Below are 24880 nucleotides of genomic sequence, written 5' to 3'. Positions count from 1 at the left end.
TACGAACCAGCTTCGAACAACAACACCACGGGCTTAGAAAACAGGTCAGAAGCAGCTTTGACCGCGTCTCCCTCAGCATGTTCGTGCCCCGCCTTGCGTCGGACCTCGAGTGTCCGGACGAAATCCGACAGCGGGCCCGAGCCCTCGCGGAGCAGGCCGAGGAGCGCGGCGTCACGACGGGCGTCCATCCGGCCGGGTTCGCAGCGGCCTGCCTCTACAAGGCCGGTCGCGAAGAGGGCCGATGGTTGACGCAATCCGAGGCCGCGGACGTAGCGAACGCCTCGAAGGCGACTGTTCGGGCACACCGGGATACGTTGGAGGAACGGGTCGCCTGACGCAGTCCACTGTCTCTCGGTCTGTACTGCACATCGGTCTACGCGGGTTATCCAAAGACGAGCATGTTCTCTGTGAACTGCCCCTAGCCCAAATGGGGCTTCCCGTGGATTAGTCGGACACTCCCTCGACACCATCGGTATAATATCCTGTAGCGGTGTCGTGGGTCACGGTTGGGGCGTCCACAGCCCCCGATGCCTGCCGTCGCACCGTCCGCACAGTGGGAAGGCTGTTGAGAGCAGGCACAGTCCACTCTTGATGTTTCTTGATACCTTTCACGGCGATGTTGACGCTTGCACTACGGTCGCTGTGGTCTTGGTGGGAACACGACCGGCACTTGAACCGCTTCTTGTGACGGTTCGCTCGTTCAGTATGTCCACATAGTGGACACCGCTGACTCGTGAACTCAGGATTTATCCATACTGTCGGGATCTCTTCGAACGCGGCTTTGTACGACGTGTAGTGTTGGAGGGTGCGGAACGGGAGGTGGTGCAAGCGCCGGTTCATCCGCGCACCGTAGTCGATGTTGTCACGCATCTCTTTGAGGTCTTCAAAGACGATGCATGGGTTCTCGAACTGTTGGCTCCACTCGACGACGTGCCGCGACACCTTATGGAGTCGGTCGCGGACGAACCGTTCTTCCTGTCCTTCCAGGGTATCGAGTACACTCCACTTCTCCGCGTTATGGACACGCTTGCGGATCGTAAAGTAGCGGTGGCGCTCAAACTTGATTTCTGGGAACTCGATAACAAGCGTATCCTCAACGCCATCCTTGGAGAGCGCGGTCAAAGCGACGTTATCCTCGTTCAGGTCCACTCCGACAACCGTCTGTGAGTTCTGCTTATCACGAACGGCATGCTCGGTATTGGTGACGTTGACGTGCAACTCGGCGGTGCCGTCGTGGAATAGTGCTTCAGCCGTCCCGAGCCGCCACTCGTCGCTCGTGAGTGCGGTCTTGAGAACGTCGAGGTGGGCATCGTCACCGTTCAGGATTCCCTTGACGTGTTTGTACGGCTTTGCGCTGATACGAAACGCTACGTCGCCGTCGTCGGTGAGCGACAGATTGTATCCTTCCTCGTAGTTCGCCCGGAGTGGGTATGTGCCATCTTTGGTGTGGCTTGGCTGGTTGAAGTCGTCGTACTCGTAGTAGTTCTCCATCGCACCGAGTGCCTTCGCAACGACGCGCTGTGTCGTGTTTTTCACGAGGTTAGCGTCGTCGGCCACACGGTCGTGAATCACATCCCAGTCCACTCCCTGCTTGGCGAGGCGAATCGCTCCGTTGTACACCGACCGGGCTTCGAGAGTAGCGTCGTACAGCAGGCTCTCGTTGTCACTCTGGATGTCAAGCTGGAAATCTAGCGTTTTCACAAGAGCCTGCTCGTCGGTCATTCGTCGGGTTCGTCGAGCCAGTCTTTGACGAGTCCACGTACCACTTCGGACTTGGTTTTCTCGGCATCGATACACTGCTTCGAGAACTCCTTGTAGAGTTCGTCTTCGAAGTCAACGGTCAACCGTGTCGTCATCGTATGTGGAGTACTTAAATACTGAAATACTTAATAGTTGCCGACGTAAGGAGGTGTGAGAGAAGTGGAACAGTCAGTCAATCAGTACACGCTGTGCGACTACGATAATCATCTTCAGATTCAGATCACTATGAACGGTCGTTACTCCGACTTTGAGGAACTGCGGCCAACCGGCGAGGCGTCCCATATTCCGGATACGAGCCTGGACGACGGGTGTGAGGGTGCCCCCCGGCGGCAGCGCGTCGCGACGAGCGCTGGTGGCTACCCTGATGCGCCGACGGCCGCCGACGGCGAGTGCCGGTCCTGTGGGGCGTCAGTCCCAGACGGCCAGACGAAATGCCGGTTCTGTCTCACTAACCATCTCGGGAGTGACGCCACTCGCACGAACGAGACAGCGTCGACGACGTGCCTCGGCATCGTCCACCTGGTCGTCGAATCGACCACGTTCTACGGCGCCGTGGCGAAGGGCGGCGCCGCGGCGAACCTCCTCTCCGCCAACGAGGCGGAGCCGGCCGTCGACGACTACACGCTCATCTACGACCTCGACGAGGCGCCGGCGCGCCAGCTGGCCGAGCAATGGCCCTCACTCCCCGACGGGGTACAGGTGGCGTCAGAGGTGGGAGAGCGGCTTCTCAGTGCCGCCCGTGACCGGACTGGGTGGCACGGACAGGGAACGTCGGAGCGCCAGGAGCAGGCCCCGACGCGGCTCTACGACCAGCGTGGGGACGGCATCCGCGACGCGTCACGTCTCGACGCGGTCCTCGACGACGCCGACGACGCGGTGTGGCTGGTTCCAGCGATGGCGCTGACCGAATCTACTGGCGAAGCTGCGGCTGATCGCCAGGTGTCGTCGGTACCGACGACGCAGGAACTTGACTGTCAAGACTGTGGACGGGCGACCGACCATCGGTTCAAGACCCACGAGTCGGTCCCGGATGAGGCGTGGACGGGGCAACCGATCTGGGAGTGTCGGGTGTGTGGCTCGGCTCGCTACGGACCCAATCTCGAGTAGCCCCAGTGCTGAGCGTCGGTTAACCAACACCCTGCGAGCACCGTCGAGGTTCGTTGGTTAAGACCGCGAGCTCCTGCAAGCCCGACGCCAGTCTCGATGGGGTGTCTTTCCGCGCCGGCGAGTGGTGAGGCGCTTCCGATGGAGCAAGAGTTCAAACAGGGCTACCGGATGCATCGTGTACTCAGCAATCTCAACCGACTCGACGTCGACCGGTTGGACGAGGCGGATCGAGAGCGAGTCGAGACCGCGAGAAACCTCCTGGAAGAAGTGAGTCTACTCACGCGGCCGGGCGACGGAGTCGGGGCGGACGCCCACGCAGACTCCTAACTGGCGTCGCCGGCCACACCTCGGGAGGCACCTCTCACGTTGGTTTATCGCCCCCGACAGGGGTGCGGGGGCGACCCCGTGAACTCCTGACATGGCGACACTACAAGCTGCGACGACGTCGACCGGCGCGATCGTATCGGATCCACAGGCAGTCCGCGAACTCTGTGAGAGATACTGCTTCGGGACGCTCGACTGGGAGGTGACCGAAGACGGAGAGCTCACCATCTGGGGGTACGACGACTTCGAGGTGTACGAGGCGCGGGAGAACGGCCTGCCGGACTACGAAGGCGGGATCGTGACCCACGAATTCCTGCGAGAACTCGCCGACCACCTCGAAGCTGACGAGGAATTCGACATCCAGACAGCGGGGTTCACCAAGTGTCGTTTCCCAGTGCTGGCGAAGCGGTACGTCGTTCGCGATGGCGAAGTCCTCCACGCGGACCTCAGTTCTCTCGACCCGATCGACGAGTAGCGTTGTTCGTCCCCCGAGAGGGGTGCGGGGCGATCCAATCGCGGTCGCCCCGTGAGGTGATTGCTCGATGGGACACCGCGCACTCGTTGCGTACGAACGCACAGACGGACAGTACACGCTCCACTACAGCCATTGGGGTGCAGCAAACCTCAAGCTCAAGCGCCGAATTTCGGCTGAATCGCCGTTCGGTGCCGACGACACCGACTCCAAGTGGGCGAAACAGCTGCTGGCGGAACTGGCCGATGGCCTCGAGGCAGATGCGGTCGACGGCTACCTCGCTGGCGAGGATCGACCGTCGACGGTCGTCGAGCCGAAACCCCGTGCCACCGGGCTCACCCTCGACGAGATCGTCGCGGACCATCTCGACTACCTCCACCACGAGGCGTTCTTCGTGGTGTCGACGACGTTCGAGGTGACCGCCTATCGGACGCTGTGGTTCGGGCTCCAGTACGACTCGGAGACGGTCGAACAGGGAGAGACTGTCGGGAACGGCGCGCTTGCGACGGTGCGCTGGTACGACGGCGAGCCGGTCGGCGACGGCCACCTGCAGGGGCAGTTCGCGGCCCTCAAAGACGTCGTCGGTGACATGATCGACAAGGGCGTCTTCACGCCGTCGACGGCGAGACAGTACCTAAAACGGAAGCTCGCTGAGCGGGTCGGGGACCGACAGGAGCTGCTCATTCCGACTGGTGAATCTCCCTTCGAAAAAGCCAATCTCGGCAAGTCGTAGAAAATTTGCTACAGGGCAGAACGGCTCTCCTCACCTGTTTACAGGTGATTGCTACTCTCGACCGCTACCTTAGCGCTGGGGGACTTGCCCTATACAAAAGCGGCGCGAGATGGTGTAATTCTACCTTAGATTGGGTATCTGAGCGTCATTCCTCCCAGTGAATTGCGCGCTCAACAACCTCTTGTTCTTCCGGATGGAACTCCGAAAGCTTCACTTGAACCTCCCTACTCTGTGACCGAACGGTTCGCTCGCGCGAATCGAGCGTTGAGAACGGGTTCGGGACCTGAATCAGTCTCGCATCGCCGCTCTTTCCGGATTCAAGCTCCACGGCGACGTATAGATAGTATGCTTCTCGGAGGTTTTCGTTTCGTGCCGACTTCCACTCGTTCCAGCTGATCGACGGCCGCCGTGTGTTCGATCCAGACGATTTTAGCTCGATACACCGTTCTGGCTTGCTGGTGTCTCGAGCTACCACCAAGAAATCGAATCCTGGATATGGCTTGGATATCACGCCCCGCTCCTCTAATGATTCCAGAACTGGGCCGGCGATATCGTCATTCCTCGCTTCGAGGTAGAGGTCACGCGTGTGGACGTCGTGGACGTACTTTTCTGGCTCTGGACAGCCCTCTTCGCGAAGACGCTGAAGTTCAGCGTGGTACGTTGCCTCCATCCCAAACTCATCGACTTTGTCGATATAGTTCGCTGTCACCTTGGTCTGTCGCGACGAGGATGCTTTGGAACCTCCACCAATAGTGTTCTCAGATGCTTCCGAGTGTGAACTGCCACCCGTATCCGTGTTCCCAACCGAGAGCGTGGAACTGTCGCCAATTCCGGTCAGCTGTTCAGCTGACGGTACTCGTGACCCATCCCGAACCGTGGTACCAGACTCCGAGGACTCGGATGAAGGTGCGTCCGAGTTCGGAGACTCAGTAATGGTCGACTCATTTCTACCCGTCGTGATCTGCTCACCGTCGAATCCGGCGCTGACGACTGTTTCAATTTGACGTTGTTCTGCTCGTCCCTCGTACGCTGCCCGCCTGGCCTCAAGCTCTCTCCGGCTAGCTGGCGCGCCAGCCGCCTTCAGTTGCGATTGCATCGCTCCTCTGTCGGGCGCTTGTTGCAGGAGTACGTACAGCGACTCCCAACTCCCCAGGCCGTGATACTCTGCAAACGCTTTCGATATCGATTCCACCGGGGCGTCCCGAACCGGATCGGAGCTGTCCGCAACGACGTACACTCGCGTCCGATTCCCGTGATCGTCCCGCTCGATGAAGTACTCCGCCGGCCGCGTCAAAGGATCCGCTTTCGGACTATCCCGAAGTTCATAACTGACCTTCAGAGAGCCGACAAGGACTATTTGATCGACGAACCGGGACAGTCCACCTGCGTCCTCCTGTTGGCTGCTCCGCGTCGCTTTCAACCGACAAAGTACGTATGGCGCCGCCACGTCCAGCCATTCCTCTCGGAATCGCTCTGTCACCGCAATACGTTCCTCGTCGATCTGCGGCGTCTCCTCAACAGCCTCGACCAAGTCGATCATTCCGAAGTGCTTACCGATCGCCGGCGTATCCTCGCGAGTTAACGCAAAGATAGGAACCGCCAGTCCCTCAAACCGTAATGCTTCCTCGTGACTCCGCGTAAAGTATGTCGCTGAAGCCTCGTGGAACTGTATCTCATCACCGGTCATACAGGGGACAGGCACTGAATCGAGGCCGGTTTCAGTCGGCTCCCACCCTGAAGACTGGATCTGACCTTGGTTGTCTAGTGGCGGCAAGTCCTCGCTCAGATTGCTATACGCCGCTTCGATTTCAGAGAGATAATATGCGCTAGGATCAGTCTCGTTCTCCATTTCCGTGAAGACGGATCTGATCCGTTCTGCAACCGTTCTGGCGTCACATGGCGTGAGCGTCCGCGTCTCAACACGCCGCCGAATCGATAATGCATCGAGTAAATCAGGAGCATTCTCAGCTAGTTCCCCATACACCTCTCGGCGGAGCGTCGGTAAGAGCGGATGTCGACTGTCGCCGATGTCAACCGAGTATCGCTGTAAGTCCCTGTCGTTGAGTAACCATGCGTCCTCAGGGGGGACTTGCCCGAGCGTACTCGGCAACCAGGGGGCACGCTGGAGCTGCCAGAGCCAGAGATTCGGTAGGACACCTTCAATCTCGTCCTGATCGAACAGGTAGGTCGTCTGATACCGGAGTCGGTTGTTGGAATAGAGCGCTACGGTTGCGTTCGCGTGCTCCGAGATCTTCCCCCACCACATGTACAGGTGCCCCATCAGCAGTTTGCCGAACTCCGGATCCTTCCCTGCCTCGAGTAGTGCGTGATCGTACTCTAGTCCGTTGACTTGCCAGATGTACGGTCGCTCCCCGTCATCTTCGCTCACCGCCTCGTATGCAGCAGACTCCAACTTCGTCAGGTACGTATCGAGGTCGCCTTCGGAGAGCGTACTCGGGCTGAACTGGCTCTCTGGATCAAGCGTGGAATTAGACCCAGGGTCGATGTGTTCCGTGGCGCTGTAGCGGTGTGACTGGGTGGGATGGAAGAACGGTGTGATACGTATATGCTCGCAGACCCCGATCCACTGGAAGAATTCACGCCACTTCGACCAGTCGTCAGAGTCGTCTAGCCCGAATTCCCTCGGCGGTGCCAGCACCGGTGGCGATACCCCTGCCGTCTGGAGGAGTTGCTCTACTCGGCCCGCAGTAGGCTTGTTACGCTGCCAGCTCGCACCGAAGTATACCTCATAGGCACGCGCCCACTCACCATCCGCTGTTGGGACCGGAAGCATACATAAGTCGTAGTAAGGGTCGTTGCTGCGGTACGTGTACGGTAGCGGCTCCTTCGGGGAGGCTGGCGGTTTCCCCGTCGTGCTGCTCGTCGCCAATCGCTGGACGAACTCGAGTACCTCGGGGTCACGTAGCGGGCTATCGTCGACATCGCCGGATGATGGCCCTGGGAGGAGTGGGAATACACCCTTTTCGGCAATATCCTGGAACCCGAAGTCGTTGATGTCCCAAAGTGCATCCAGAACGCTCTCGTACTCCCCGCCGTCGAGGAGCTCAGTCCGAGCATCCGAATCGGCCTGTTGAGAGCCCTCCGTGTAATAGAGTTCATTCGGGAACAGACGAATTCCCGCGAGTGCATCCGTCGGGACACTCTGTTGTGGTGGGAAGAAGCATTCGACCGACTCAGGCGTGGGCTCGTGTTTGTAGTACTCGCCGTGCGTTCCAACCAAAGGATCGCCGACCGGGAACACTGCTTCCGCCCGAGCAGCCTCAGCGAGCCGTCGCTTATCCGTACTATCAGTAAGCGTTAGCCACGTTTCCGCCAGCGCGAACACGATAGGGTCGACTGTAAGTCGCTCAGGCGCGTCTCGATACTGAAGAATGGCATTTTCGTCCGGAGCGGCACCGAGAACAGCGGGGGTGTGATGGGGCCTGAGTCGAGTTGCCCCCAGCTCTTCAAGGATCGCAGCGACATCGTGTTCGAGCAGTGGTGTTGCGGGGAACCAGCCCCCTATTTCAGCCTCATCGTTCACCAGCTCAAAACGGTCTTGCCCGTACACCATCGCCGTAAGAGGACCGACTCGCGCTGCGTCCGGATGCGTGTATGGAAGAACAATTTCAGAAAGTGGCCGCCGATCAGCATCGGACGTCGAATCGCCAGAAGCCACTTGTTCTAATCGAGGAACAAAGGCTACCCCTTCGAAGGCATCCTGAAGTGCCTCCACAAAGCAACGGTTCACCGGGTTTGTCCGCGTCGTCTCATCGGCGTTTACTGCCGTAAAGTCAATCGTCCGGAGGAACTCGTCGAGCGCCGTATCGGTCTCTTTTACGAAGGATAGGACGTCGGCGGCGAGGAGGTCGGCCACCCGCTGGAAAAGCCACCCATTCAACCCCATGACGGCACCAGTTTCCGGGTTTGTCGGCATATTTAGACTTCTTCGAGAGGTGCTCACCTGGAATGTCCCGTTCAGCAGCGCGGGAATAGGGCTTCGCTCCTCGGTCGGCAAGAAAACGTGGACGAACGGGCGCTCATTCGCATCATCGCCGACAAACAACGGTCTGAGAGATGTATTGTCGTCATCCTCGAGTCTGAACGCCACACTTAACCGTAATTTACCGATATCGTCGAGAATAGCCGAGTCGATCCCTGCAAACGACCGATCCGGAACATCGTACTCGCGGGCGAATGAAATGAGTTCTTCCGAGATCTCTTCAGGAGTGTCCGGATCGAGATCACCACGTCGTTCGATTCCGATAACGGATGCTGCAGTCTTTCCTCGCCAGTCCCGCCGGGTTTTCTCCCAGACGCGTTGACGGTCACCGACGGCGAACTCGACACGATCCGTTTTCGGAAGCAACGCAACAGTCTCCCGCGTGACCTGCTCCTTGAACGTCGACTCAATCGTCTCGAAGATCCGTTCTTGATTCTCGTCTTTGAGCGGCAGTCGAAACACCGTCGAATATCCCGTTTTGAGTAGTTCCGACACGCGAGTATCGGGTTCACTTGGGAACGGAATCGACATCAGCGGGACGTTGTCGATCTCTCCGTCGGTCTCGACGCCGTCCTTACGTAATTTCTTCTCGATTACGTCACGTGTCTTTTCTCGGTCGAACTCGGCAGCAAGCAGCCCGCCCCCATTCTGCGAAAAAATCACCGGGTTCGATGTGATATCCAGAATTGACGTAAAGCCTCTCCCCTTGTGCCCGATAGTGGCTTCATCACCTTCGTCACCTTTCGTTGTCTGGGTGAGCGTCGTAATTGCATCCAGATCCGCAGCATCGAATGGCCGCCCAGTGTTGCCAACAAGCAGACAGTCTCCGCGCAGTTCGAATCGAACCTTTCGCGGCTTGTCACTGTCTTCCGGCATCTCGTCATCCGCATTCTGCAAGAGTTCAAACACAAACCGTCGACTATAGTCTGCACTATCCGCCGCCTCCAGCTTGAAGTCCTTACTCACCAACGGCGGCTCATTCGCATACGTTCCCAGCTTCGTTTCTCGAATATCCTGCAGATTAGTGATAGCCCGTTGTTCTGCCATTATCCCCCATTCAAACACGTCACACGCATAACGTTGAGGCACTAGCGAATCGGCAATCAAGAGGCATCATTTGAGTGCAGATTGCAGAAGAACCGTTTTCAGAACCATTCACAGGTGTTGTTTTTCAGGGGCAGGAATGGGTGAGCCATCCATAGGCTCGTGATTTGATGACCTCAGACGACGACCCCTTTCACGACTGCGAGTTGGATCCTGAGGCGATCCTCGGGACACACACCTTCGAAGACGTCCTGTTCACCGACGAGACGGAAACACCGGTGAACGTGCTCACCGGCGAGACACCGGCACATTCGCAAGCAACAGTTGAGGAAGCGAAGGAATTCGCTGCGAGTATCGACACGGAGACGCCCCAGATCGCGCTCCCCGCATCCGTCGAGTCGCAGGTCGAAACACAGAGCAAGCCCTACACGGCGGCCGCGTTCTTCCACTTCAAGGCCACCGGCTCGCTCGCACGCCACCGCGCCTACCACGCCGCCTACGAGGCGGACGCGTTCGCCGTCGACTTCGAGGCCGACTACGAATCGGGAAACCTGACCATTACTGTCGAACGAGCGGACGAATCCTGAGAATCCGCCGTCACGAGGAGAGTTTTTCGAGCGCCGGCGATGGGTGCCGGCGCACACGTGCCGGCGATGATCGATGTCGACACGGAGTCAACTCAGATTCGTCGAACGAGTGGACCAGGACGGCGAACAAACCGATAACGACCGCGTCGCGCAAGTGTATCGACATTCGGACGGCTACCCGGAGAGCGTGCTTCGCGATCTTGCGCAGTTGAAGGAACTTCTCGACGCGACCCGTGCCGAGCGAGGACCGGGGTATACGGCAGCGTCGTTCGTCTTCCTCGACAAGCTCTCGACAGTTGACCTGTATCTGGATGGTGACCCAGAGCGAACGATCGACGCAGCACAGCCAGCGGATCTCCTCGACCCGGACAATATGGAGCACCTCGACCAGCCGATGTTCCTGCTCGGACACGGCGTCGAGAATCCAGCCGACGGCATTCACGGCGACGAGGAGTACCTTTACGTCGTCGAACTCCCGACCCGGAACCCGTTCGAGGAGTCATCCGAGTGGACGGTCAAGGTGAGTGGTCATTCCGCGTTCCCCCGGTGGGATGGTCCGACCGAGGAAGCCTTCGAGCGGGCCAGTTGGCAGTTCCACGGCCCGCTTGAGCACGCGCTCGAAGAGCTGGTCGCTGAGCCGGCGTGAACGCTTAGCCCGCTCAGATGATGCCGCCGATGACGAGTAGTCCGACGACGACCAGCAGCGTCGCGACAACGCTTCCCCCGGCCAGCCACTTGTTCTCCATCGCCTTCTCGTGAAACGGCATGGCGGCGTACTCCTCGCGGAACGCTTCGAGATTCTCCTCGTCGTAGAAGTACTTCGTCTTCAGCGAGAACCGTTCCGTCACCGCACAGCCCGTACAGACCGGTTCGCCTTCCAGCCGCTCCGTTTTGGTGTGGCTGGAGCAGGCGATGGCCCCGCAGTTTGAACAGTAGGTGTACGTCTCATCAATGCCGCTCGTGTCACAATGGACGCAGCGGTGGATGCCGTCCTCGGCTGTTACTCGTGACGGGCCTGCCGCGTAGTACTCGTAGGGGTAGGTGTACTCCTGGAGGTCGGTAGTGTGCCGAACTTCGGGGAGGTACACTGGTTCGATTGATTGGACGGAGATGTCCGAGCGGTTCGGCTCGCAGGTCTTGTCGTACGTGACGTTGTTGTCGCCGGTGTAGGTGACCGTCGTCGTGTGATGCTGCTGGAGGCGCTCGACGGCCCACTCCTTGTACTCTGTTTGCGTCTACCCGAACCGCCGCTCCTCGACGTCGTCGAATACTTCTCCGAACTGCTCGGTGTCGAGCTCGACCGTCGCGTGGAGGTTCTCGGTGACCAGCGTCGCGACGTCTTCGTCGACGACCTGCGGCTGCCCGCGTTCGGCGTGGGCGACGAATCGGGTCCGGTCGTTGATCCGGTGGATGACGCCCACCGACGTCTCGAAGACGGCGTTCGTGTCCGCGGTGACCGCGACCACCGGGCGGAACGTCACCGACGAATACGGTTCTGGAAGGTCGACGGCTTCGATGTTCTCGATGTCGCGGAACGCCTCCGTGACGGCCACGTCGACGTCGGCGGCCGGGTCGTACGGGCGGAGCGTCTCGTCGCAGAGAATCTCGATGCGCCCGTTGTAGAGGTCGAGGCCGATCTCGTCGGCGACCTCCCGGAGATCCTCGCCGTCGAGCAGCTCGATTGGATGGGGGTCGTCGTTCTGCTGGAGGCGGTCGGCGTACTCCTGAGCAGGGTTCGTAAACCGGCCGGTCGTGACGACCATTCCGCGTTTCGGGCCGTCGAAGTCGAACGTCGCGATCGCCGAGTGAAGCTTCTGGACGACCGGCCGCCCGACCGTCCCCGTGTGCTTGCACTCGACGATGATCGCACGCCGCGTGCCGTCGACGACCTCCTCCATAATGACATCGCGACCCTCGTCAGCCGTGCGGTCGGCCTGGCGGACGTTCTCGTAGCCGAGGTTCCGGAACACGTCCTCCATCACGTCCTCGAACTCGAACCCCGAGAGATCGTCCAGTACAGCCATCCTCAATTATGTGGACAGTACGTTGCAACTGCCAAATACGTTGCCGAACGCTACGCCGTCCTGTTTGTTGAACCCCTGAGAGGGGTGCGGGGGTCACCGAACCGCCCGCGAGCAACGATGAACGGGAATGTACCTATGGCTAGTTCGGAATCGGTTCCAGTCGCATCGCCAGGTCAGGCTCACCGAGACGCAGTCGAATACGTCGGCTTCCGCGTCGACGCCCAAGCCGTCGTTCTGAACCTCTCGGAGCATCGGCGACTCTCCCTCGAGCGCAGTCTGGACCTCGTCAACCACAGTCCAAGCGGGTTCGAGTGGGGGTACAGTGGTAGCGGGCCCGCCCAGCTCGCGTGCGCGCTCCTCCTCGACTACTACGACGATGAGCAGTTCGCCCGTGAGCACTACATCGCGTTCCGGGATCAGGTGGTCTCACAGCTGGAGTGCGACGGTGCAGCGGCGTGCTGGCACCTCCCCGGCGAGGAGATCGACGCCGCGATGGCGACCCTTACCGACGACGTCGTCGCGCTCGCCGACGGTGGACGGCCGTCACCGACGCTCCCCGAGAACTGGCGAGCCGTCTCTCGCCCGGACCGGCGGGTCTTCCAGCGCGCTGATCGCGACCACTACATCGTACTCGGGGAGGGTAGCGACGAGTGGCTGGTCGTGCTCTGCAGCCAGGGTGACCGAGCGTACCCAGCCCCACTCGCACATCAGACGGTTACCGAGGAGGCTGACGTGGAACGGGTGATTCGGGAACTCGCAGAGGAGAGCAACGATCTCCTCGAACCCCTGGAGGGGGAGCACTGATAGAGACGCTTCGACTGGCGCGAGCCACCCATCAGCTCCTCGAACGTGGTGTCGAGGCGCTCGAGAAAATCGGGCGTGAACTGGAGCGGTACAACGACCGACAGGAGCGCACCGACGGAGACACCTGAGGATGTGAGGACACGCTCCAGGTCGAGTGGTAGTTCGTGAGACGTTGTTTTTGCGCCCGGGAGAGGGGCGCAGGGCGCGAGACGATGCAGTCGCACGTCGACGAGGATTCCTGAAGTGAGGTGACTGCAATGAAAGATCCAGAGTCCAGAACCATCTTCGCTGGCGTCGATGGACGTACCGACACCGAACTACCAGAGTGGTACCGAGAGCGACACGGGGATGCAGACCCTGTGACCTTCGCCGAGGCGGTCCGCGATCTTCTACAATCCCTCATCGGGTCGAGAGTTTATAACCCATTACGGGGGAACCGCGGAGGGAGGTGACGGAGCGTTGACCGACCATATCTGTGACTACTGTGGCGAGGCATTTGCGACCTCCAACGAGTTGGGAGGCCACGTAACCGCGGTCCATCGTCGCGACCAGATCGTAACGGACGCGGACATAATTCTCGACGACATTCAGCGTGTCGCAGACAAATTAGGAAACCCGCCGACAGCAAAGGAGATGAGCGAGCACGGGGAATACTCCCAGCGCGTCTGCCAGAACAAATTCGGGAGTTGGAACGAGGCGCTTCGTGAGGCTGGCTACGCTCCAAACCGGAAATTCCGACTCACCGATCAGGACCTGGTGGATGAGATTGACCGCCTTGCGGAGCAGTTCGGTCGCCCGCCATCAAGCGGAGAGATGGATCGGGTTGGAGAATATCACAGATGGACATATGACCACCGGTTTGGCGGGTGGGAAGAGGCACTCACCGAAGCTGGCTTCTCACAACCACGGTCCTATCAAGAGCGTTCAGAGATTCCGTACGGGCCAAATTGGCCGGAGCAACGGCGGCAAGCATTGGAACGTGATGACTTCCAGTGCCAAACGCCGTGGTGTGAGATGACTCAAGCGGATCATCAAGAACAGATTGGGAAGGACATCTCTGTCCACCATCTGCTCCCACGGAAATTCTTCGTCGGTCCCGACGGACGGTTTGACTACGAACAGGCAAACCGGGTTTCGAATCTCGTGACAGTCTGTTCGAAGCATCATCTCATCTGGGAAGCCGTCGCCCCGCAGCGTTTGGATACAATTGTCGACGCCACACGGCCACCAGAGCGAGGTAGGCTGGTGGGTGTTGCTCTCCCCCTCCGAGGGAATGAGGGGGAACCCTCGTGATTCAAATGCGAGAGACAGACGAGTCTATCCCGACGCCCGATACAGACGATTTCACGAACAGAGAACGACTCCACTGGCACCTCACCAGTGCCCTCGAAAGCGCCGAGTCAATGACGACGAAAGCCTATCTCCGAGGAGCCCTTGCTGCGTGTCAGGATCTCCCGCCGATACCACTCGTCGAGTGCCCGCTCTGTGGGAAAGTCGGCCTGCCAGAACGGATCCAAGTCCACGACTGTCAGTAGTTATACTACCGGACGATTGTTCTTGCCTGACGGAGTGAAACGCGATTAGATCGGGAGAAAACCTATCGATGAGAGTCGCCGACAACATTATTTCAGCTACCATTCATACTCTGGATATGGTTTCCCGTGAAAATCAGACTATCCTCGGATTCGGTCTGTTGGCCCTCGTCCTCCTCTACCTCGTTGCGACGCTCACGACGCTTCCGACGTGGGTCAGTATAGCAGTCGTCATCGTCGTCGGTGTCATCGTCCCGCAAGTAATCAATAATACGCGGGGAGAATAGATGAGCCTCTTAACAGCGTACAATGGTCTGCTTGTTCGCATGGGCCTGTACCTCCTCGTATTTTGGCCGACCGTCGGGTACTACGTGTATTCTGATTCAGAGAAACGAGGATTCTCCAGTCCACGACTCCGGGGGGTCATCTTAGGGTTCTTGGGCATCCTCGGATTGCTCGTTCACTTGTATATCGTTCAACGGCAGGACTGATTTCTCTCGTCACGCTCTGTTCGGATCAGTGAAAGTAGGGAACTTACAGTCCATCCCTGGTATATTCCCACGGTAGAGTCTGTTTTGCGCCTGCGATGGGTGCAGGCGCGGTGGAACGCAGTGCGCCTGTGAGATGGAATCCATGAAAGACCCAGAGACAGCTACGGTCTTCGCAGGCCTTGATGGGCGAACCGACACCGAACTACCCGAGTGGTACGCCGAGCAATACGGAGGTCCCGAACCGATCAGCTTCAGTGAGGCGATTCGAAACCTCCCACAGGCGGTCGATACAGCAGTCGCGTATCGCAATCCGTACACCGACGAGTGGGTCGAGACGGAGCGGTTCAACGCAATCGTCGAGCCGTCGCGGTTGCAAGCAGAAGCGGACGGTGACACTGAGGCGGAGTCACTATTTCACATCCCGACTGACTCGTACTCGATCATCAACCCGGTCGACGTCTACGGGCCGCTAGAGGAGGTCCTCCGTGAGGAGACCATCGACGAGACGCCGTTGGGCGAAGTGATGTTCGGCGAGATTCGGCGCTACCGGGGCGGCGGCGAGGTCCACATGGACATCATGTTCGACGGCCTCGAGGTGCGCCTTCCCGGCCGGTCGGACCCGATCACGATGGGCGTCACGTCGGGCTACGACTTCTTCGGCGAGCACGCCGTCTACGTCGAAGGGTTTGCTCAGGATGGCTACTGCTCGAACACGATGCGCTCGCTCACCGATAAGGAGGTCATCAAACACGTCGGCGACGTGCGGAATTTCCGAACCTGGTGGGAAGAGATTCTCACACAGGTCGAACTCGTCGCCGACGATCTCTTCGAGTTCATCCGGGACGCCCAGGACATCGACCTCGACTTCTCGGAGCTCCCGTTCACCGTCACGGAGTTCTACACCCTGCTGGGGTTCCCGGACTACCTGGCCGAGCGTGCCGCCGGCGATGCAGAAGCCAATGCGGCGTCCCCCTTCGAGATCGATATGTGGACGCTGCATTCCGGCGCGACGTACGCGCTCACCCACTTCTTCCAGGGGAAAGAAGGGGCATCTCTCGATCAGTACGTCCGCATCGCCAACGACATCCTGTTCAATCCGGAAGGCACGATCGAGCGCGTCGAGCAGGCCTACGAGCAGCAGCTAGAGGCGGACGGGGACGATGGGTCACAGGCCTCGCTGGCCGGCGAACGAGCGCTGGCGAGCATCGAACGGGTCAGCGACGACCTGCAGGAGAAAGTCGAGCAGTTCGAAGAACGCGAGGACGCGCTGCGTCAGCGGTTCCAAGAGGCGATGGCCTGACGCCGCGTCGGTGATGTAGTCGTCTGTTCTGTTTTTCTCGCCCTGGATGGGTGGAGGGCTACCGAGATGGAACAGTCCACGATTAGCGACGGGAGTGACGACGAATTCCCCCCTGAGAAGCGTCTTGAAGCACCGAATTACCGATTGATCAAGGCCGGTATTGCGACGATCCCGGATATGGAAACCCTCCAAGAGTGTGTTGCATACGAGAACGCCCACCAGAATCGGACGCAGATCCTGCGCCGGCTCAAGTGGAAGGCTGAAGAGCTCCGTGAGGGCGAAGAGTAAGCTCTGTTCTTAACCAACAAGTTCCGCGTGAGTTCCCTATTGTTGGTTAACCCGCTGTACATCGGTTTTTCGCGCCCCTGAATGGGTGCGGGGCAGCCAGCAGCGACCTCGCGAGCCCAATCATGTCCCTCGATTTGAGTACAGACTCCAGCACGGCTAGTGACATCGCTGCCGCCAGACAAGCAGACCATATAGCGTTCCTTCATCGAGCTCCATTCGCGGCTGATGCTCTAGCTCTCGGATTTCTTCCCGGGTTTCGGGAAGACTGTGGGTATCAAGCAGACCAGTACCTGAACCTCGAGATCCCTGTGGGGATGCTCGATAACGACTTCCGCAATCCCAACCTGGAACGCTTCGTCGATCGGTTCTTCGAGCACGAGCCACAGGTCGGTGTCATCGGCGACATCTACGAACCAGATGCCGTCGACGCCCACGTCGCTGCCGCTCGCGAGATCCGAGCGAGCTATCCCGAGGCCGAGCTCATCGTCGTTCCGAAGTCGCGAGCGGTGATCGACGCGATACCCGAGACCCTCGTCCTCGGGTATTCACGGGGATACGCCGACCGACTGGCCCACGATTTCTCCGATCCAGCCGATTGGAGAGGGCGGCGCGTCCACATCCTTGGAGGGAGTCCGCCCAAGCAGCTCGACGCCATTCGACAGCTGACCAGACCGACACTCACGGACGAGCCACCAGCCGACATCGTCGGCGTCGACTGGAACGGGCTACATTGTGGCGCACAGTTCGGTGAGTTCTGGACGGCCGACGGCTGGGACGACAGCGGTCGCGACGCCGACCACGTCACCGTCCGAAAGACGGTGCGTCACAGCCTCGCCCGCGTCCGCGAGTTCTGGCAGCAACACGGGGTCTGGCCTGAATCGACACCAGAAGACGAGGGGATGACCGTCGAGTACGAGGGTCCGAGTCCTGCCGATCTCGAGGACGCAGCCTGTACCGAGTGCGGGACGAACGTCTGGCGAACTCGCCGCGGCCCGTACGTGGCCGAATACGATACTGGCGCAATCTGTGGATACTGTAGCTACGAGTGCTACTTCAGCCACCGTCATCGAAACAACCTGGAGGAGATCGCCGGCGAGCAGAGCGTCTACCTCCCGCCGACGTGACTTCGCGACCTGTTTTTCGCGCCCCCAGAGAGGGCGAGGGCTCCTTCGAAAGCTCTCAGAGGTGACTTCCAGTGAGTCAACAACAGAGTCCCGACAACGTCTCGATCGACGATATCCCGGTCGATATCGACAACACGCAATCAGCGGAGATCGATCCCGCCGACGTCCCCGACGAAATCGAGTCTATCACCCGTGGGCTCGCCAGTGAGCAGCCACCGACGAATCCGCTGGTCGTGCTGAAAGCGGCCCGGTGGTGGTACATTCACGGCAAGGGCGGCACGGATCCTGCCTTCCAGTGGGCCATCGAGTGGGCGCGTCATCTTGCGACCGACACGCCCAGTGACGTCGAGCGGTTCGACGAGTTCCTCGAGTACCTCGTCACGATCGGATTGGCCCAAGAAAAACGCTCTCTACGCGATTCTAAGACTCACTAGAACTCTGGCAGTTCGCCCAGATTGTCGCTCGCGATGTTGTTCCCGTCAGTCCGGAGGTAGGTTGTCCCGTCAACTTCTACTGTCCCGACATCATCACCCTTCGTCCATTTCCCATTGTCATTCTTATACGCCGTACAGTACTTTTGTCCAACCGATAAGCGGAGGATGACGGCCATTCGCGATTTAGTATCTCGGTTGGCCAGTTGATCTCCATCGTCCTCATATACCCGAACTTGGTCGATAGAGTCACCACTGTATCTAACTGCAGTGATTACGTAATCTGCCCATTTGCTCATGCAACAGTGTACTCAGACGTGTAGTGTAAAATATTGGAAAGTGGAGTGAAACTGAACACGTTGCTGACGCCTGGAAAGCCAGTTGGTGAATTTCTGTTTTTGCGCCCCTGAGGGGTGCGGCGCGTCCTGAACTGACGCAGTCGCCGTGAACTCGATTCGGTGATCACGATGTCTACGACCAGAGACTCGTCGGTCTCCTTCGACAAGACCGACACACGATCCGACGAGATGAACAGTACGATCGAACAGTGGATCGACGACCTCGTCGCCGGCGTCGACGACGCGCAGACTAGTGAGGAGTTCCAGGAGTGGCTGGACGTCCAGAGCCGCTTCCACGACTACTCGTATCGGAACACGCTCCTCATCAAGCGCCAGTACCCGGAGGCAACCCGGGTGGCGGGCTACCGGACGTGGCAGGAAGAGTTCGACCGCCACGTCCAGGAGGGGGAGTCGGCCATCTGGATCTGGGCGCCGATCATCACCAAGCAGTGCCCGGAGTGCGAAAACTCGCCAAGCTACCACGAGGACAGCGACTGTGACTACGATGAGACGCCGCCCGAGGAGTGGTCCGAGGGCCTGGTCGGGTTCAAGCCCGCGCCGGTGTTCGACGTCTCTCAGACCGAAGGCGAGTCGCTTCCTGATCTCGACACGGAAGCAACCGGGGACGCCGGCGACCTCGTCGGTCGGCTTACTGGAGCCGCCGACGAAGTTGGCGTGACGGTTCGGATCGTTCCGGAAGCGAAGTGGACGCACGGCGAGGCGAAGGGCATCTGCGAGCAGCTGAGTCTCGTCGATATGCAACCGCGGGTGGAGGTGCGTGATCGGGAGAACGATGCCGACCTTGCGCGGACGTTGATCCACGAGTACGCCCACGCCCTGCTTCACTTCGACATCGACGACGACACCGAGCGGTCGAAACGCGAAGTCGAAGCCGAGGCGGTCGCGTACGTCGTCGGGCGGTACTGTGGGTTAGATACCAGCGGGTCGGCGTTCTACTTGGCCGCGTGGGAGTCGGACGATCCCGAGATCGTTCGCGACCGTCTCGACCGGATCAGTTCCACAGCAGAAGAGCTCATCGACGTAGTCGAAGACGGCGCTTGAATCCTTAACCAACGCACGGTTCCACACCCCGATTCTGTTGGTTAAGTCTGCTCGTCTCCGCCGTCCGCGGCAGTCGCAAGGCTAAAGCAGGCCCGTGTTATACTCTATGTAAGAAACGCAGGTATGAGTACCATAGAACAAACAGAAAATATACGACAGGGGCTCTCGACTCGAGAAAGTCGACTCCTTGCACGACTCGCTGGCGCGGGTCACCAGATCATCTCCGTCGACGACATCGAGACGACGCTGGAGGTCCCCCCAAACACCGCCCGCGAGATCGCCTCCCGGCTCACCGAGAAGGGCTGGCTCGACCGGCTCTTCCCGGGCACGTATCTCATCGTTCCACTCACTGCCGGCGAGGAGGCCGTGTACACGACCCACGAGTACCTCATCGCTGCCCACGTCGCCGAGCCGATGTACATCGGCTACTACAGCGCCCTCAGCCACCACGGACTGACCGAACAGGTTCCCCGGACGGTGTACGTCGTCACGCCGACCCGAGCGCAAAGCCGGGAGATCCACGGCGTCCCGTACCGCGTCACGACAGTCACCGAGCAGAAATTCTTCGGCGTTGAGACAACATCGGTCGAGGGCACGACCGTTCAGGTCAGCGACCTGGAGAAGACGCTGGTCGACTGTGCGGACCACCCCGAGTTCTGCGGTGGCCTTCGGGAACTCGCAACCGCGATGCGTACTGCCGACGAACGGGGTTGCGACTGGCTCACTGTCGGCGAGTACCTCGAACGCCTCGACAACGGCGCTGCGACCAAGCGGATCGTCTACCTCGCCGACCAGCTCGGCATCGACCTCCCCGCCCGCGAAGAACTCGTTGCGTCGTTCACGAGTGGTTATTCCTCACTGGACCCGACGCGACCCGACACCGGATCGACCGACAGTACGTATCGCCTCCGAATCAACGTCGAGCCAGCCACGCTGGAGCCGACGGAGTCCTGATCGCGATGATCAGTCAGGACCGGCTCCGGATTCTCGCTCGCGAACTGGGCGTTCGGCAAGGGTACGCCGAAAAGAACTACGTCAATTCGTGGCTCCTCTGGGGCATCTTCACGAGCGACTACGGCGACAACCTCCTGTTCAAAGGCGGGACCGCGCTGTCCAAGCTGTATTTCCCGCAATCGTGGCGATTCTCGGAGGACCTCGATTTTGGCGTCGAAGGGGAGTACCAGGGGTCCAAACAGGAGCTCCGAACGGTCCTCGATACGATTGCTGAACGCTCTGGCATCGAATTCGAGATTCGAGAGCACCACGAATCCCAGCAGGACCACTACCCGACCCACTACGTCGACATCAGTATTCAGTACCGCGCCGTCCTCAACCACCCCAACACGACCAGCATCGACGTGATGGTCGACGAGCACGTCGCCTTCGACCCTGTTCAGCACACGCACGCGTACGAAGACATAGCTGAATTCGACCTACAAGCGTACAGCGTCGAGGAGATCTTCGCCGAAAAGCTCCGAGCGATCTACCAGCGCGGAGCCGCCCGTGACTACTATGATCTCTATCAGCTGCTCGAAACCGATTCGGTCGCGATCAACTTTGCCGACGTGGGGCCCGCCTTCGACGCGAAGTGTAAACACGATGGGCTCACCGTTGATCTGAACGACGGACTCCCCGCCGAGCAACAAGAGACGATCCGCCACCAGTGGGAGACCACGCTGCCGGACCTGACCGGTGATCCGCCGGCGTTCGAAATGGTCTGGGAGCAGTTGGACACGGCGATCTCCCAACAGGGATCGCCGTAGGGAACGGCCGATGTCGGTGTCGATAGTTGATGGGTGTCGCATCCGGAGCTCTGGGATTACCCAACAATTCGGGATATCTAGCTGGTGCGTTGGTTAAGTTTGTGAGCGCCCGCCGAGGGGTGGAGGCGCATTCCAGCCTCATCGAATCATGACAGAGCGACATCTCAGAGCCGTTCTGGCAGAAGCGGAGCGAGTCGCAGAGCAGTACAACCAGGTCGCCCAAGCCACGAACTCCCCTGCACACGAGTACCTCCGGTACGCTGTACTCCGACTCCTCGAAGGTGATGCCAACGCGATCCCCGAGGAGGTCCCGCAGGTCGATGGCGTGACGGTTGGATACGGCCGAGATCAAGCGATGTACGACAGTTGGAGGTCCGACGTCGAGTGGTGGGACACAGTACCGCCACAGGACGACTGTACGCGCTTTCGAGTGTTCTACCCTGAGGACCAAACACCGGTTCCCCGGGTCATCCTCACTGTTATGGCCGCGCTGGGGGCATGGCGAGTCTGGGAAGGGAGTGCGGCTGCCTGTGGCTCCTACGACCATCGAGAGCGACGAGAAGTCCACTTTCTCTGGCCGGAGGGGAACCTTTCGGAAGCACTCTTGGAAAACCGGATTCAGGAGACTGACGACGCTGTCGCTCCAGACGGAGGACAGGCAGGGGACGTCCGTGACCGAATGCTCGTCTCGAATGGCTCCACCTCGGCCGATGATCTCGAGCCACGAACGAAACGCGCTGTCGAGGAAGCGATGACCGTCTCCCTACTCGCCAAGGGTGGTCGCTACGAAGTCGAAGCGGCGTCCGGAAATCGATACGAAGTCGATATTATCGGGCAATCCTGTACCTGTCCCGATTGGCAGCAGCGCGCTCCAGACGGGGGCTGCAAACATATGCGTCGCGTCGATCACGAAATCAAACAGGGGCAGGTCCCACGTCCAGATGGTCAGCTTCCACCACAGGTGTAAGCTCCTGTCTTGCTTCTCGGTCGCTTCTGCGTGGTAGTTTACTCTGGGGTAAACTACTTTGGCGTACTCGATTGAACACACCAATATGGACGATGGCCTTGGGAACGGTGAGAACACGGCACCACGGGAACTCATCCATTTCGTCACTCAGCAGACGCGGTTTACCCTGATCAACAACATCCTCCAGCACCCCGAGCAGCTTCCTTCGATGTACGAACTCGAGGAGCTCAACCCCAGCGTGAGTGACGCCACTGTCTACAAGCACATCCAGAAGCTGATCGATGAGGGCATCGTGAAGGAGGTCGCCCTGGACGGCGACCAGCGCCGACAGGGCTACCCCTGGAAGTTCTACGGCCTCACGGAGAATGGGCGAGAGTTCCTCAACGACCACAACCTGCTCGCCGCTGAAGAGACGCTTCAGCAGATCTACGAGACCATCTCCGACAAGCCCGAGAAGATGGTCAAGTACGAGAACGCGCCCCGTCCCGACGACATCTAATGGAACGTTCTATTCCGGAATAGCTTGCTATTCATACTCTTCAGGCCGTGACGGGGCGATATCTTATTAACCAACAAATCTATGCCGATGCGGCCTTTGTTGGTTAACACGAGGCGACCGCTGATGTCCTACGAGCCACCGACGCCGCCGGCGGAACTCCCGACAGACCTCGTCAATACGCTCAACGAGTCCTCTTCTGAGCAGCTCCAGCACGTTGCCCGCTACGCTGAAGAGCTAGCTGAGCACAAAGCTCGCGAGGCACGTCTCGAAGAGGACTCAGATGAAAGCGAAATCGAAGAACGTCCCGACGATCTGCCGGACGATGTCCCGGCCAAGGCCACGATCACGATCAAGGAGATTAACGACAACCGCTACTACTACTGGCAGTGGCGAGAAGGCGAAAAAGTGCGTTCCCAGTATAAAGGCCCCGTCAGTCCCGACGAGTAGACGGTGGTGAACCGTAGCCGGAGGTTTGTCAAGCGCAATTAGTAGCGTAGTAGAGGACACCCCCCAGAGTGTGAATGGGTTCAACCCACCCCACACCCCTCAGTGTGAATGGGTCCGGTCAGTCCAAACAGGTAACACACGGAGAAAAGATACCCACCCCACGTTTCCGTCGTAACTGGAGGTCGGTGGAGGGAACGCAGCCACGATCGAGGGGATCACACCCCCCACGTTTCCGTCGTTTCGTCACCCGGCCAAAGTCGATTATTGGGAGTAGAAGACGACCTCGGATCACCCACCCCACGTTTCCGACGTATCGAGAGATACACTCGTGATCAGGGGTGTGGTCAGCGACCGAAACGGGAGCTAGGCCAGGTCTTCCAGCCGGCTATCCCGGAGGACAGATTTCAGCACGATACCGGTGTCCTGAACCAGCCGATGCTCGAGATAACTGCCTTCACCCCGGCCACCACCGGTCCGAGTTGATTCAACGACGCCGAGGAATGCCTGCTCTTTCAACAGCTCGTAGACGCGGTGCTCGCTGAGAGTCTTCGCATCAGCCTTCTCTGTCGTCGCTTGATACCGTTCGTAAATCCGGTTGGTAGAGAATCCATCCTCGTTCGGATTCTCTTCGGTGAGCAGCGCGAGCGAATAGAGGATGAATTTGACCTGGGTCGTCGACCCGCGTAGCAGCTCCTCGAACCGATCGATTTCAGCCCACTCCTGAGCATCACGAACGTGTTCCTCAACGACTGTGTCGACGTTTTCTCGTTCGGCTAGTTCGCCGGCGTGACGAAGAATTTCGATGGCCTTTCTGGCGTCACCGTGTTCTTGAGCGGCTAGTGCCGCCGTCAGCGGGATCACATCATCGGAGAGAACGCCATCGTGGAACGCGTCCCGTCGGTGCTTCATAATCTCGCGCAGTTGATTCGCGTCGTAGGGTTGGAAGACGAACTCCTCTTCGCGAAGACTGGACTTGACGCGTTCGTTCAGCTGGTCGCGATACTCGATTTTGTTGCTGACTGCGATGACGCCCAGGTGGCAATCCGCTTTCCCCGATTCGCGAGCCCGCGAGAGCTGCATAAGAATATCATCGTCATCGAGTCGGTCCACCTCGTCGAGAATAATGATGACTGACTCGTAGGCAGTATCCAGAATCTCCCAGAGATAGTCGTAGTATTCCCCGCTGCCAATCCCTGCGCGTGGAATATCGAAGTCAGTCTCGTCCGTTTCGTTGAGTGAACGAGTCACCGTCCTCGCGACGCGTGTCTGTGTGTTGTGCTGCGCGCAGTCGACGTAGACCGTGCCGACGGACACACCGTTCGACTCCGCGGCTCGGCGGGCTCGTTCTGTGACGTGACGGGCAACGAGCGACTTCCCCGTACCCGTTTTCCCGTAAATAATCACGTTGTTGGGCGGATCGCCACGAACGATCGGCCTGAGTTCAGCAGCAACGGCCTTGATCTCGCCATCTCGGCCGACGATACGGCCGCTTTCAGGGACGTGGCCAACCTTCAGCAGTTCCTTTCGAGCGAAAATGTTGGCTCGGTCGGGGTCGTCTTCATCAAAGTCAAAGAGGGGATCGTCAGCGGGATCCTCGTAGCGGCCGTCGAAGTCAGAGAGTTGGGACGGTTCCTCAGCCATCAATATCAGATATCGCGGATGGGACCTACTTAATGATTTGGCTACCTCGACCAGAGTGTAAATCGGGCTATGGTCGTCTTCTGATGTTTTGTCGCTGGCGTATCATCCTCACAAAGGGTCAAGTCGGTCCCGAGTGAA

The 24880-nt window shown here is 59.3% G+C and carries 24 protein-coding genes and 2 pseudogenes; 20 read left to right on the top strand and 6 right to left on the bottom strand.

Annotated features, from left to right (window positions below; all coding sequences use genetic code 11):
* Positions 1-65 precede the first annotated feature (65 nt).
* Positions 66-335: pseudogene (locus NO889_RS13845) on the top strand (transcription initiation factor IIB family protein); the annotation flags it as partial.
* A gap of 109 nt (positions 336-444) precedes the next feature.
* On the opposite strand, the gene NO889_RS13840 reads toward NO889_RS13845, so the two are convergent.
* Together NO889_RS13840 and NO889_RS13835 are read right to left on the bottom strand one after the other, a co-directional pair.
* Positions 445-1722 (bottom strand): RNA-guided endonuclease InsQ/TnpB family protein, encoded by a 1278-nt coding sequence (locus NO889_RS13840; RefSeq protein ID WP_256412819.1) that lies wholly within the window; start codon positions 1720-1722, stop codon positions 445-447.
* Positions 1719-1856, bottom strand: a complete 138-nt coding sequence (locus tag NO889_RS13835; RefSeq protein ID WP_211087907.1) for a ribbon-helix-helix protein, CopG family — start codon at positions 1854-1856, stop codon at positions 1719-1721. The genes NO889_RS13840 and NO889_RS13835 overlap by 4 nt, the downstream gene beginning before the upstream one ends.
* Positions 1857-1986: 130 nt before the next feature.
* Here NO889_RS13835 and NO889_RS13830 point away from each other — a divergent pair, with 130 nt between their 5' ends.
* The 4 genes from NO889_RS13830 (at position 1987) to NO889_RS13815 (ending at position 4397) form a co-directional block, all read left to right on the top strand.
* Complete coding sequence (locus NO889_RS13830) at positions 1987-2868, top strand: biosurfactant protein 1 (protein ID WP_256412859.1); 882 nt, start codon at positions 1987-1989, stop codon at positions 2866-2868.
* Positions 2869-3006: 138 nt separating this feature from the next.
* Entirely contained in the window at positions 3007-3195 is a 189-nt protein-coding gene (locus NO889_RS13825; RefSeq protein ID WP_256412818.1) for a DUF8012 family protein, read from the top strand.
* Between the two features lie 91 nt (positions 3196-3286).
* Positions 3287-3667 (top strand): hypothetical protein, encoded by a 381-nt coding sequence (locus NO889_RS13820; protein WP_256412817.1) that lies wholly within the window; start codon positions 3287-3289, stop codon positions 3665-3667.
* 67 nt (positions 3668-3734) lie between these two features.
* Entirely contained in the window at positions 3735-4397 is a 663-nt protein-coding gene (locus NO889_RS13815) for a DUF6735 family protein (RefSeq protein ID WP_256412816.1), read from the top strand.
* Between the two features lie 145 nt (positions 4398-4542).
* On the opposite strand, the gene NO889_RS13810 is transcribed toward NO889_RS13815, so the two are convergent.
* Positions 4543-9447 carry a sacsin N-terminal ATP-binding-like domain-containing protein gene (locus tag NO889_RS13810; protein ID WP_256412815.1) on the bottom strand — a complete coding sequence of 1635 codons (4905 nt, stop codon included), beginning with the start codon at positions 9445-9447 and terminating at the stop codon, positions 4543-4545.
* 167 nt (positions 9448-9614) lie between these two features.
* On the opposite strand from NO889_RS13810, the gene NO889_RS13805 reads away from it, so the two are divergent.
* Both NO889_RS13805 and NO889_RS13800 read left to right on the top strand, forming a co-directional pair.
* On the top strand, positions 9615-10031 hold the full coding sequence (locus NO889_RS13805) for a DUF8025 family protein (protein WP_256412814.1): 417 nt from the start codon (positions 9615-9617) through the stop codon (positions 10029-10031).
* A gap of 73 nt (positions 10032-10104) precedes the next feature.
* Positions 10105-10677: a hypothetical protein gene (locus tag NO889_RS13800; protein ID WP_256412813.1), complete on the top strand. Its 573-nt coding sequence runs from the start codon at positions 10105-10107 to the stop codon at positions 10675-10677.
* Between the two features lie 13 nt (positions 10678-10690).
* Here the strand turns inward: NO889_RS13800 and NO889_RS13795 are convergent.
* Positions 10691-12055: pseudogene (locus tag NO889_RS13795) on the bottom strand (restriction endonuclease).
* 135 nt (positions 12056-12190) lie between these two features.
* On the opposite strand from NO889_RS13795, the gene NO889_RS13790 reads away from it, so the two are divergent.
* From NO889_RS13790 to NO889_RS13760, 7 genes are all read left to right on the top strand, one after another.
* Positions 12191-12859: a DUF6166 domain-containing protein gene (locus tag NO889_RS13790; protein ID WP_379787764.1), complete on the top strand. Its 669-nt coding sequence runs from the start codon at positions 12191-12193 to the stop codon at positions 12857-12859.
* Between the two features lie 459 nt (positions 12860-13318).
* Positions 13319-14152 (top strand): homing endonuclease associated repeat-containing protein, encoded by an 834-nt coding sequence (locus NO889_RS13785; RefSeq protein ID WP_256412811.1) that lies wholly within the window; start codon positions 13319-13321, stop codon positions 14150-14152.
* A 310-nt stretch (positions 14153-14462) separates the two neighbouring features.
* Positions 14463-14678 carry a DUF7987 family protein gene (locus NO889_RS13780; RefSeq protein ID WP_192812422.1) on the top strand — a complete coding sequence of 72 codons (216 nt, stop codon included), beginning with the start codon at positions 14463-14465 and terminating at the stop codon, positions 14676-14678.
* A gap of 346 nt (positions 14679-15024) precedes the next feature.
* Positions 15025-16182 (top strand): hypothetical protein, encoded by a 1158-nt coding sequence (locus tag NO889_RS13775; protein ID WP_303653156.1) that lies wholly within the window; start codon positions 15025-15027, stop codon positions 16180-16182.
* A gap of 66 nt (positions 16183-16248) precedes the next feature.
* Positions 16249-16470 carry a DUF8129 domain-containing protein gene (locus NO889_RS13770; RefSeq protein WP_123115183.1) on the top strand — a complete coding sequence of 74 codons (222 nt, stop codon included), beginning with the start codon at positions 16249-16251 and terminating at the stop codon, positions 16468-16470.
* 122 nt (positions 16471-16592) lie between these two features.
* The gene (locus tag NO889_RS13765; RefSeq protein WP_256412810.1) at positions 16593-17594 is read left to right on the top strand and encodes a DUF6610 family protein; all 1002 of its coding nucleotides are present in this window, start codon (positions 16593-16595) and stop codon (positions 17592-17594) included.
* Positions 17595-17665: 71 nt separating this feature from the next.
* The gene (locus NO889_RS13760; RefSeq protein WP_256412809.1) at positions 17666-18028 is read left to right on the top strand and encodes a DUF8013 domain-containing protein; all 363 of its coding nucleotides are present in this window, start codon (positions 17666-17668) and stop codon (positions 18026-18028) included.
* Here the strand turns inward: NO889_RS13760 and NO889_RS13755 are convergent.
* The gene (locus NO889_RS13755) at positions 18025-18324 is read right to left on the bottom strand and encodes a DUF3892 domain-containing protein (protein ID WP_256412808.1); all 300 of its coding nucleotides are present in this window, start codon (positions 18322-18324) and stop codon (positions 18025-18027) included. The genes NO889_RS13760 and NO889_RS13755 overlap by 4 nt on opposite strands.
* Positions 18325-18492: 168 nt before the next feature.
* Here NO889_RS13755 and NO889_RS13750 point away from each other — a divergent pair, with 168 nt between their 5' ends.
* The 6 genes from NO889_RS13750 to NO889_RS13725 all read left to right on the top strand — a co-directional run bounded on the left by NO889_RS13750 (position 18493) and on the right by NO889_RS13725 (position 23101).
* On the top strand, positions 18493-19425 hold the full coding sequence (locus NO889_RS13750) for an ImmA/IrrE family metallo-endopeptidase (protein ID WP_256412807.1): 933 nt from the start codon (positions 18493-18495) through the stop codon (positions 19423-19425).
* Between the two features lie 123 nt (positions 19426-19548).
* A complete protein-coding gene (locus NO889_RS13745) occupies positions 19549-20379 on the top strand; it encodes a type IV toxin-antitoxin system AbiEi family antitoxin domain-containing protein (protein WP_256412806.1) in 831 nt (276 codons plus the stop codon).
* A 5-nt stretch (positions 20380-20384) separates the two neighbouring features.
* Positions 20385-21188, top strand: coding sequence for a nucleotidyl transferase AbiEii/AbiGii toxin family protein (locus tag NO889_RS13740; protein ID WP_256412805.1), 804 nt, complete (start codon positions 20385-20387; stop codon positions 21186-21188).
* Between the two features lie 148 nt (positions 21189-21336).
* Positions 21337-22155: a hypothetical protein gene (locus tag NO889_RS13735; protein WP_256412804.1), complete on the top strand. Its 819-nt coding sequence runs from the start codon at positions 21337-21339 to the stop codon at positions 22153-22155.
* An 85-nt stretch (positions 22156-22240) separates the two neighbouring features.
* On the top strand, positions 22241-22654 hold the full coding sequence (locus NO889_RS13730) for a helix-turn-helix domain-containing protein (RefSeq protein WP_256412803.1): 414 nt from the start codon (positions 22241-22243) through the stop codon (positions 22652-22654).
* 123 nt (positions 22655-22777) lie between these two features.
* On the top strand, positions 22778-23101 hold the full coding sequence (locus NO889_RS13725; RefSeq protein ID WP_008846864.1) for a DUF6788 family protein: 324 nt from the start codon (positions 22778-22780) through the stop codon (positions 23099-23101).
* A gap of 363 nt (positions 23102-23464) precedes the next feature.
* On the opposite strand, the gene NO889_RS13720 is transcribed toward NO889_RS13725, so the two are convergent.
* Complete coding sequence (locus NO889_RS13720; protein WP_121571058.1) at positions 23465-24742, bottom strand: Cdc6/Cdc18 family protein; 1278 nt, start codon at positions 24740-24742, stop codon at positions 23465-23467.
* Between the last annotated feature and the right edge of the window lie 138 nt (positions 24743-24880).

This window comes from Halorubrum rubrum, assembly GCF_024494685.1.
GTDB classification, from domain to species: domain Archaea; phylum Halobacteriota; class Halobacteria; order Halobacteriales; family Haloferacaceae; genus Halorubrum; species Halorubrum rubrum.
Note: the sequence above shows the minus strand (reverse complement) of the source record. Positions and strands in the feature narration are given on the sequence as shown.

Bases quoted from the DNA above. Each gene is read 5' to 3' on its own strand.
- NO889_RS13840 (WP_256412819.1), bottom strand. From the start codon at position 1,722: ATGACCGACGAGCAGGCTCTTGTGAAAACGCTAGATTTCCAGCTTGAC.
- NO889_RS13835 (WP_211087907.1), bottom strand. From the start codon at position 1,856: ATGACGACACGGTTGACCGTTGACTTCGAAGACGAACTCTACAAGGAG.
- NO889_RS13830 (WP_256412859.1), top strand. From the start codon at position 1,987: ATGAACGGTCGTTACTCCGACTTTGAGGAACTGCGGCCAACCGGCGAG.
- NO889_RS13825 (WP_256412818.1), top strand. From the start codon at position 3,007: ATGGAGCAAGAGTTCAAACAGGGCTACCGGATGCATCGTGTACTCAGC.
- NO889_RS13820 (WP_256412817.1), top strand. From the start codon at position 3,287: ATGGCGACACTACAAGCTGCGACGACGTCGACCGGCGCGATCGTATCG.
- NO889_RS13815 (WP_256412816.1), top strand. From the start codon at position 3,735: ATGGGACACCGCGCACTCGTTGCGTACGAACGCACAGACGGACAGTAC.
- NO889_RS13810 (WP_256412815.1), bottom strand. From the start codon at position 9,447: ATGGCAGAACAACGGGCTATCACTAATCTGCAGGATATTCGAGAAACG.
- NO889_RS13805 (WP_256412814.1), top strand. From the start codon at position 9,615: ATGACCTCAGACGACGACCCCTTTCACGACTGCGAGTTGGATCCTGAG.
- NO889_RS13800 (WP_256412813.1), top strand. From the start codon at position 10,105: ATGTCGACACGGAGTCAACTCAGATTCGTCGAACGAGTGGACCAGGAC.
- NO889_RS13790 (WP_379787764.1), top strand. From the start codon at position 12,191: ATGGCTAGTTCGGAATCGGTTCCAGTCGCATCGCCAGGTCAGGCTCAC.
- NO889_RS13780 (WP_192812422.1), top strand. From the start codon at position 14,463: ATGAGAGTCGCCGACAACATTATTTCAGCTACCATTCATACTCTGGAT.
- NO889_RS13775 (WP_303653156.1), top strand. From the start codon at position 15,025: ATGAAAGACCCAGAGACAGCTACGGTCTTCGCAGGCCTTGATGGGCGA.
- NO889_RS13770 (WP_123115183.1), top strand. From the start codon at position 16,249: ATGGAACAGTCCACGATTAGCGACGGGAGTGACGACGAATTCCCCCCT.
- NO889_RS13765 (WP_256412810.1), top strand. From the start codon at position 16,593: ATGTCCCTCGATTTGAGTACAGACTCCAGCACGGCTAGTGACATCGCT.
- NO889_RS13755 (WP_256412808.1), bottom strand. From the start codon at position 18,324: ATGAGCAAATGGGCAGATTACGTAATCACTGCAGTTAGATACAGTGGT.
- NO889_RS13750 (WP_256412807.1), top strand. From the start codon at position 18,493: ATGTCTACGACCAGAGACTCGTCGGTCTCCTTCGACAAGACCGACACA.
- NO889_RS13745 (WP_256412806.1), top strand. From the start codon at position 19,549: ATGAGTACCATAGAACAAACAGAAAATATACGACAGGGGCTCTCGACT.
- NO889_RS13740 (WP_256412805.1), top strand. From the start codon at position 20,385: ATGATCAGTCAGGACCGGCTCCGGATTCTCGCTCGCGAACTGGGCGTT.
- NO889_RS13735 (WP_256412804.1), top strand. From the start codon at position 21,337: ATGACAGAGCGACATCTCAGAGCCGTTCTGGCAGAAGCGGAGCGAGTC.
- NO889_RS13730 (WP_256412803.1), top strand. From the start codon at position 22,241: ATGGACGATGGCCTTGGGAACGGTGAGAACACGGCACCACGGGAACTC.
- NO889_RS13725 (WP_008846864.1), top strand. From the start codon at position 22,778: ATGTCCTACGAGCCACCGACGCCGCCGGCGGAACTCCCGACAGACCTC.
- NO889_RS13720 (WP_121571058.1), bottom strand. From the start codon at position 24,742: ATGGCTGAGGAACCGTCCCAACTCTCTGACTTCGACGGCCGCTACGAG.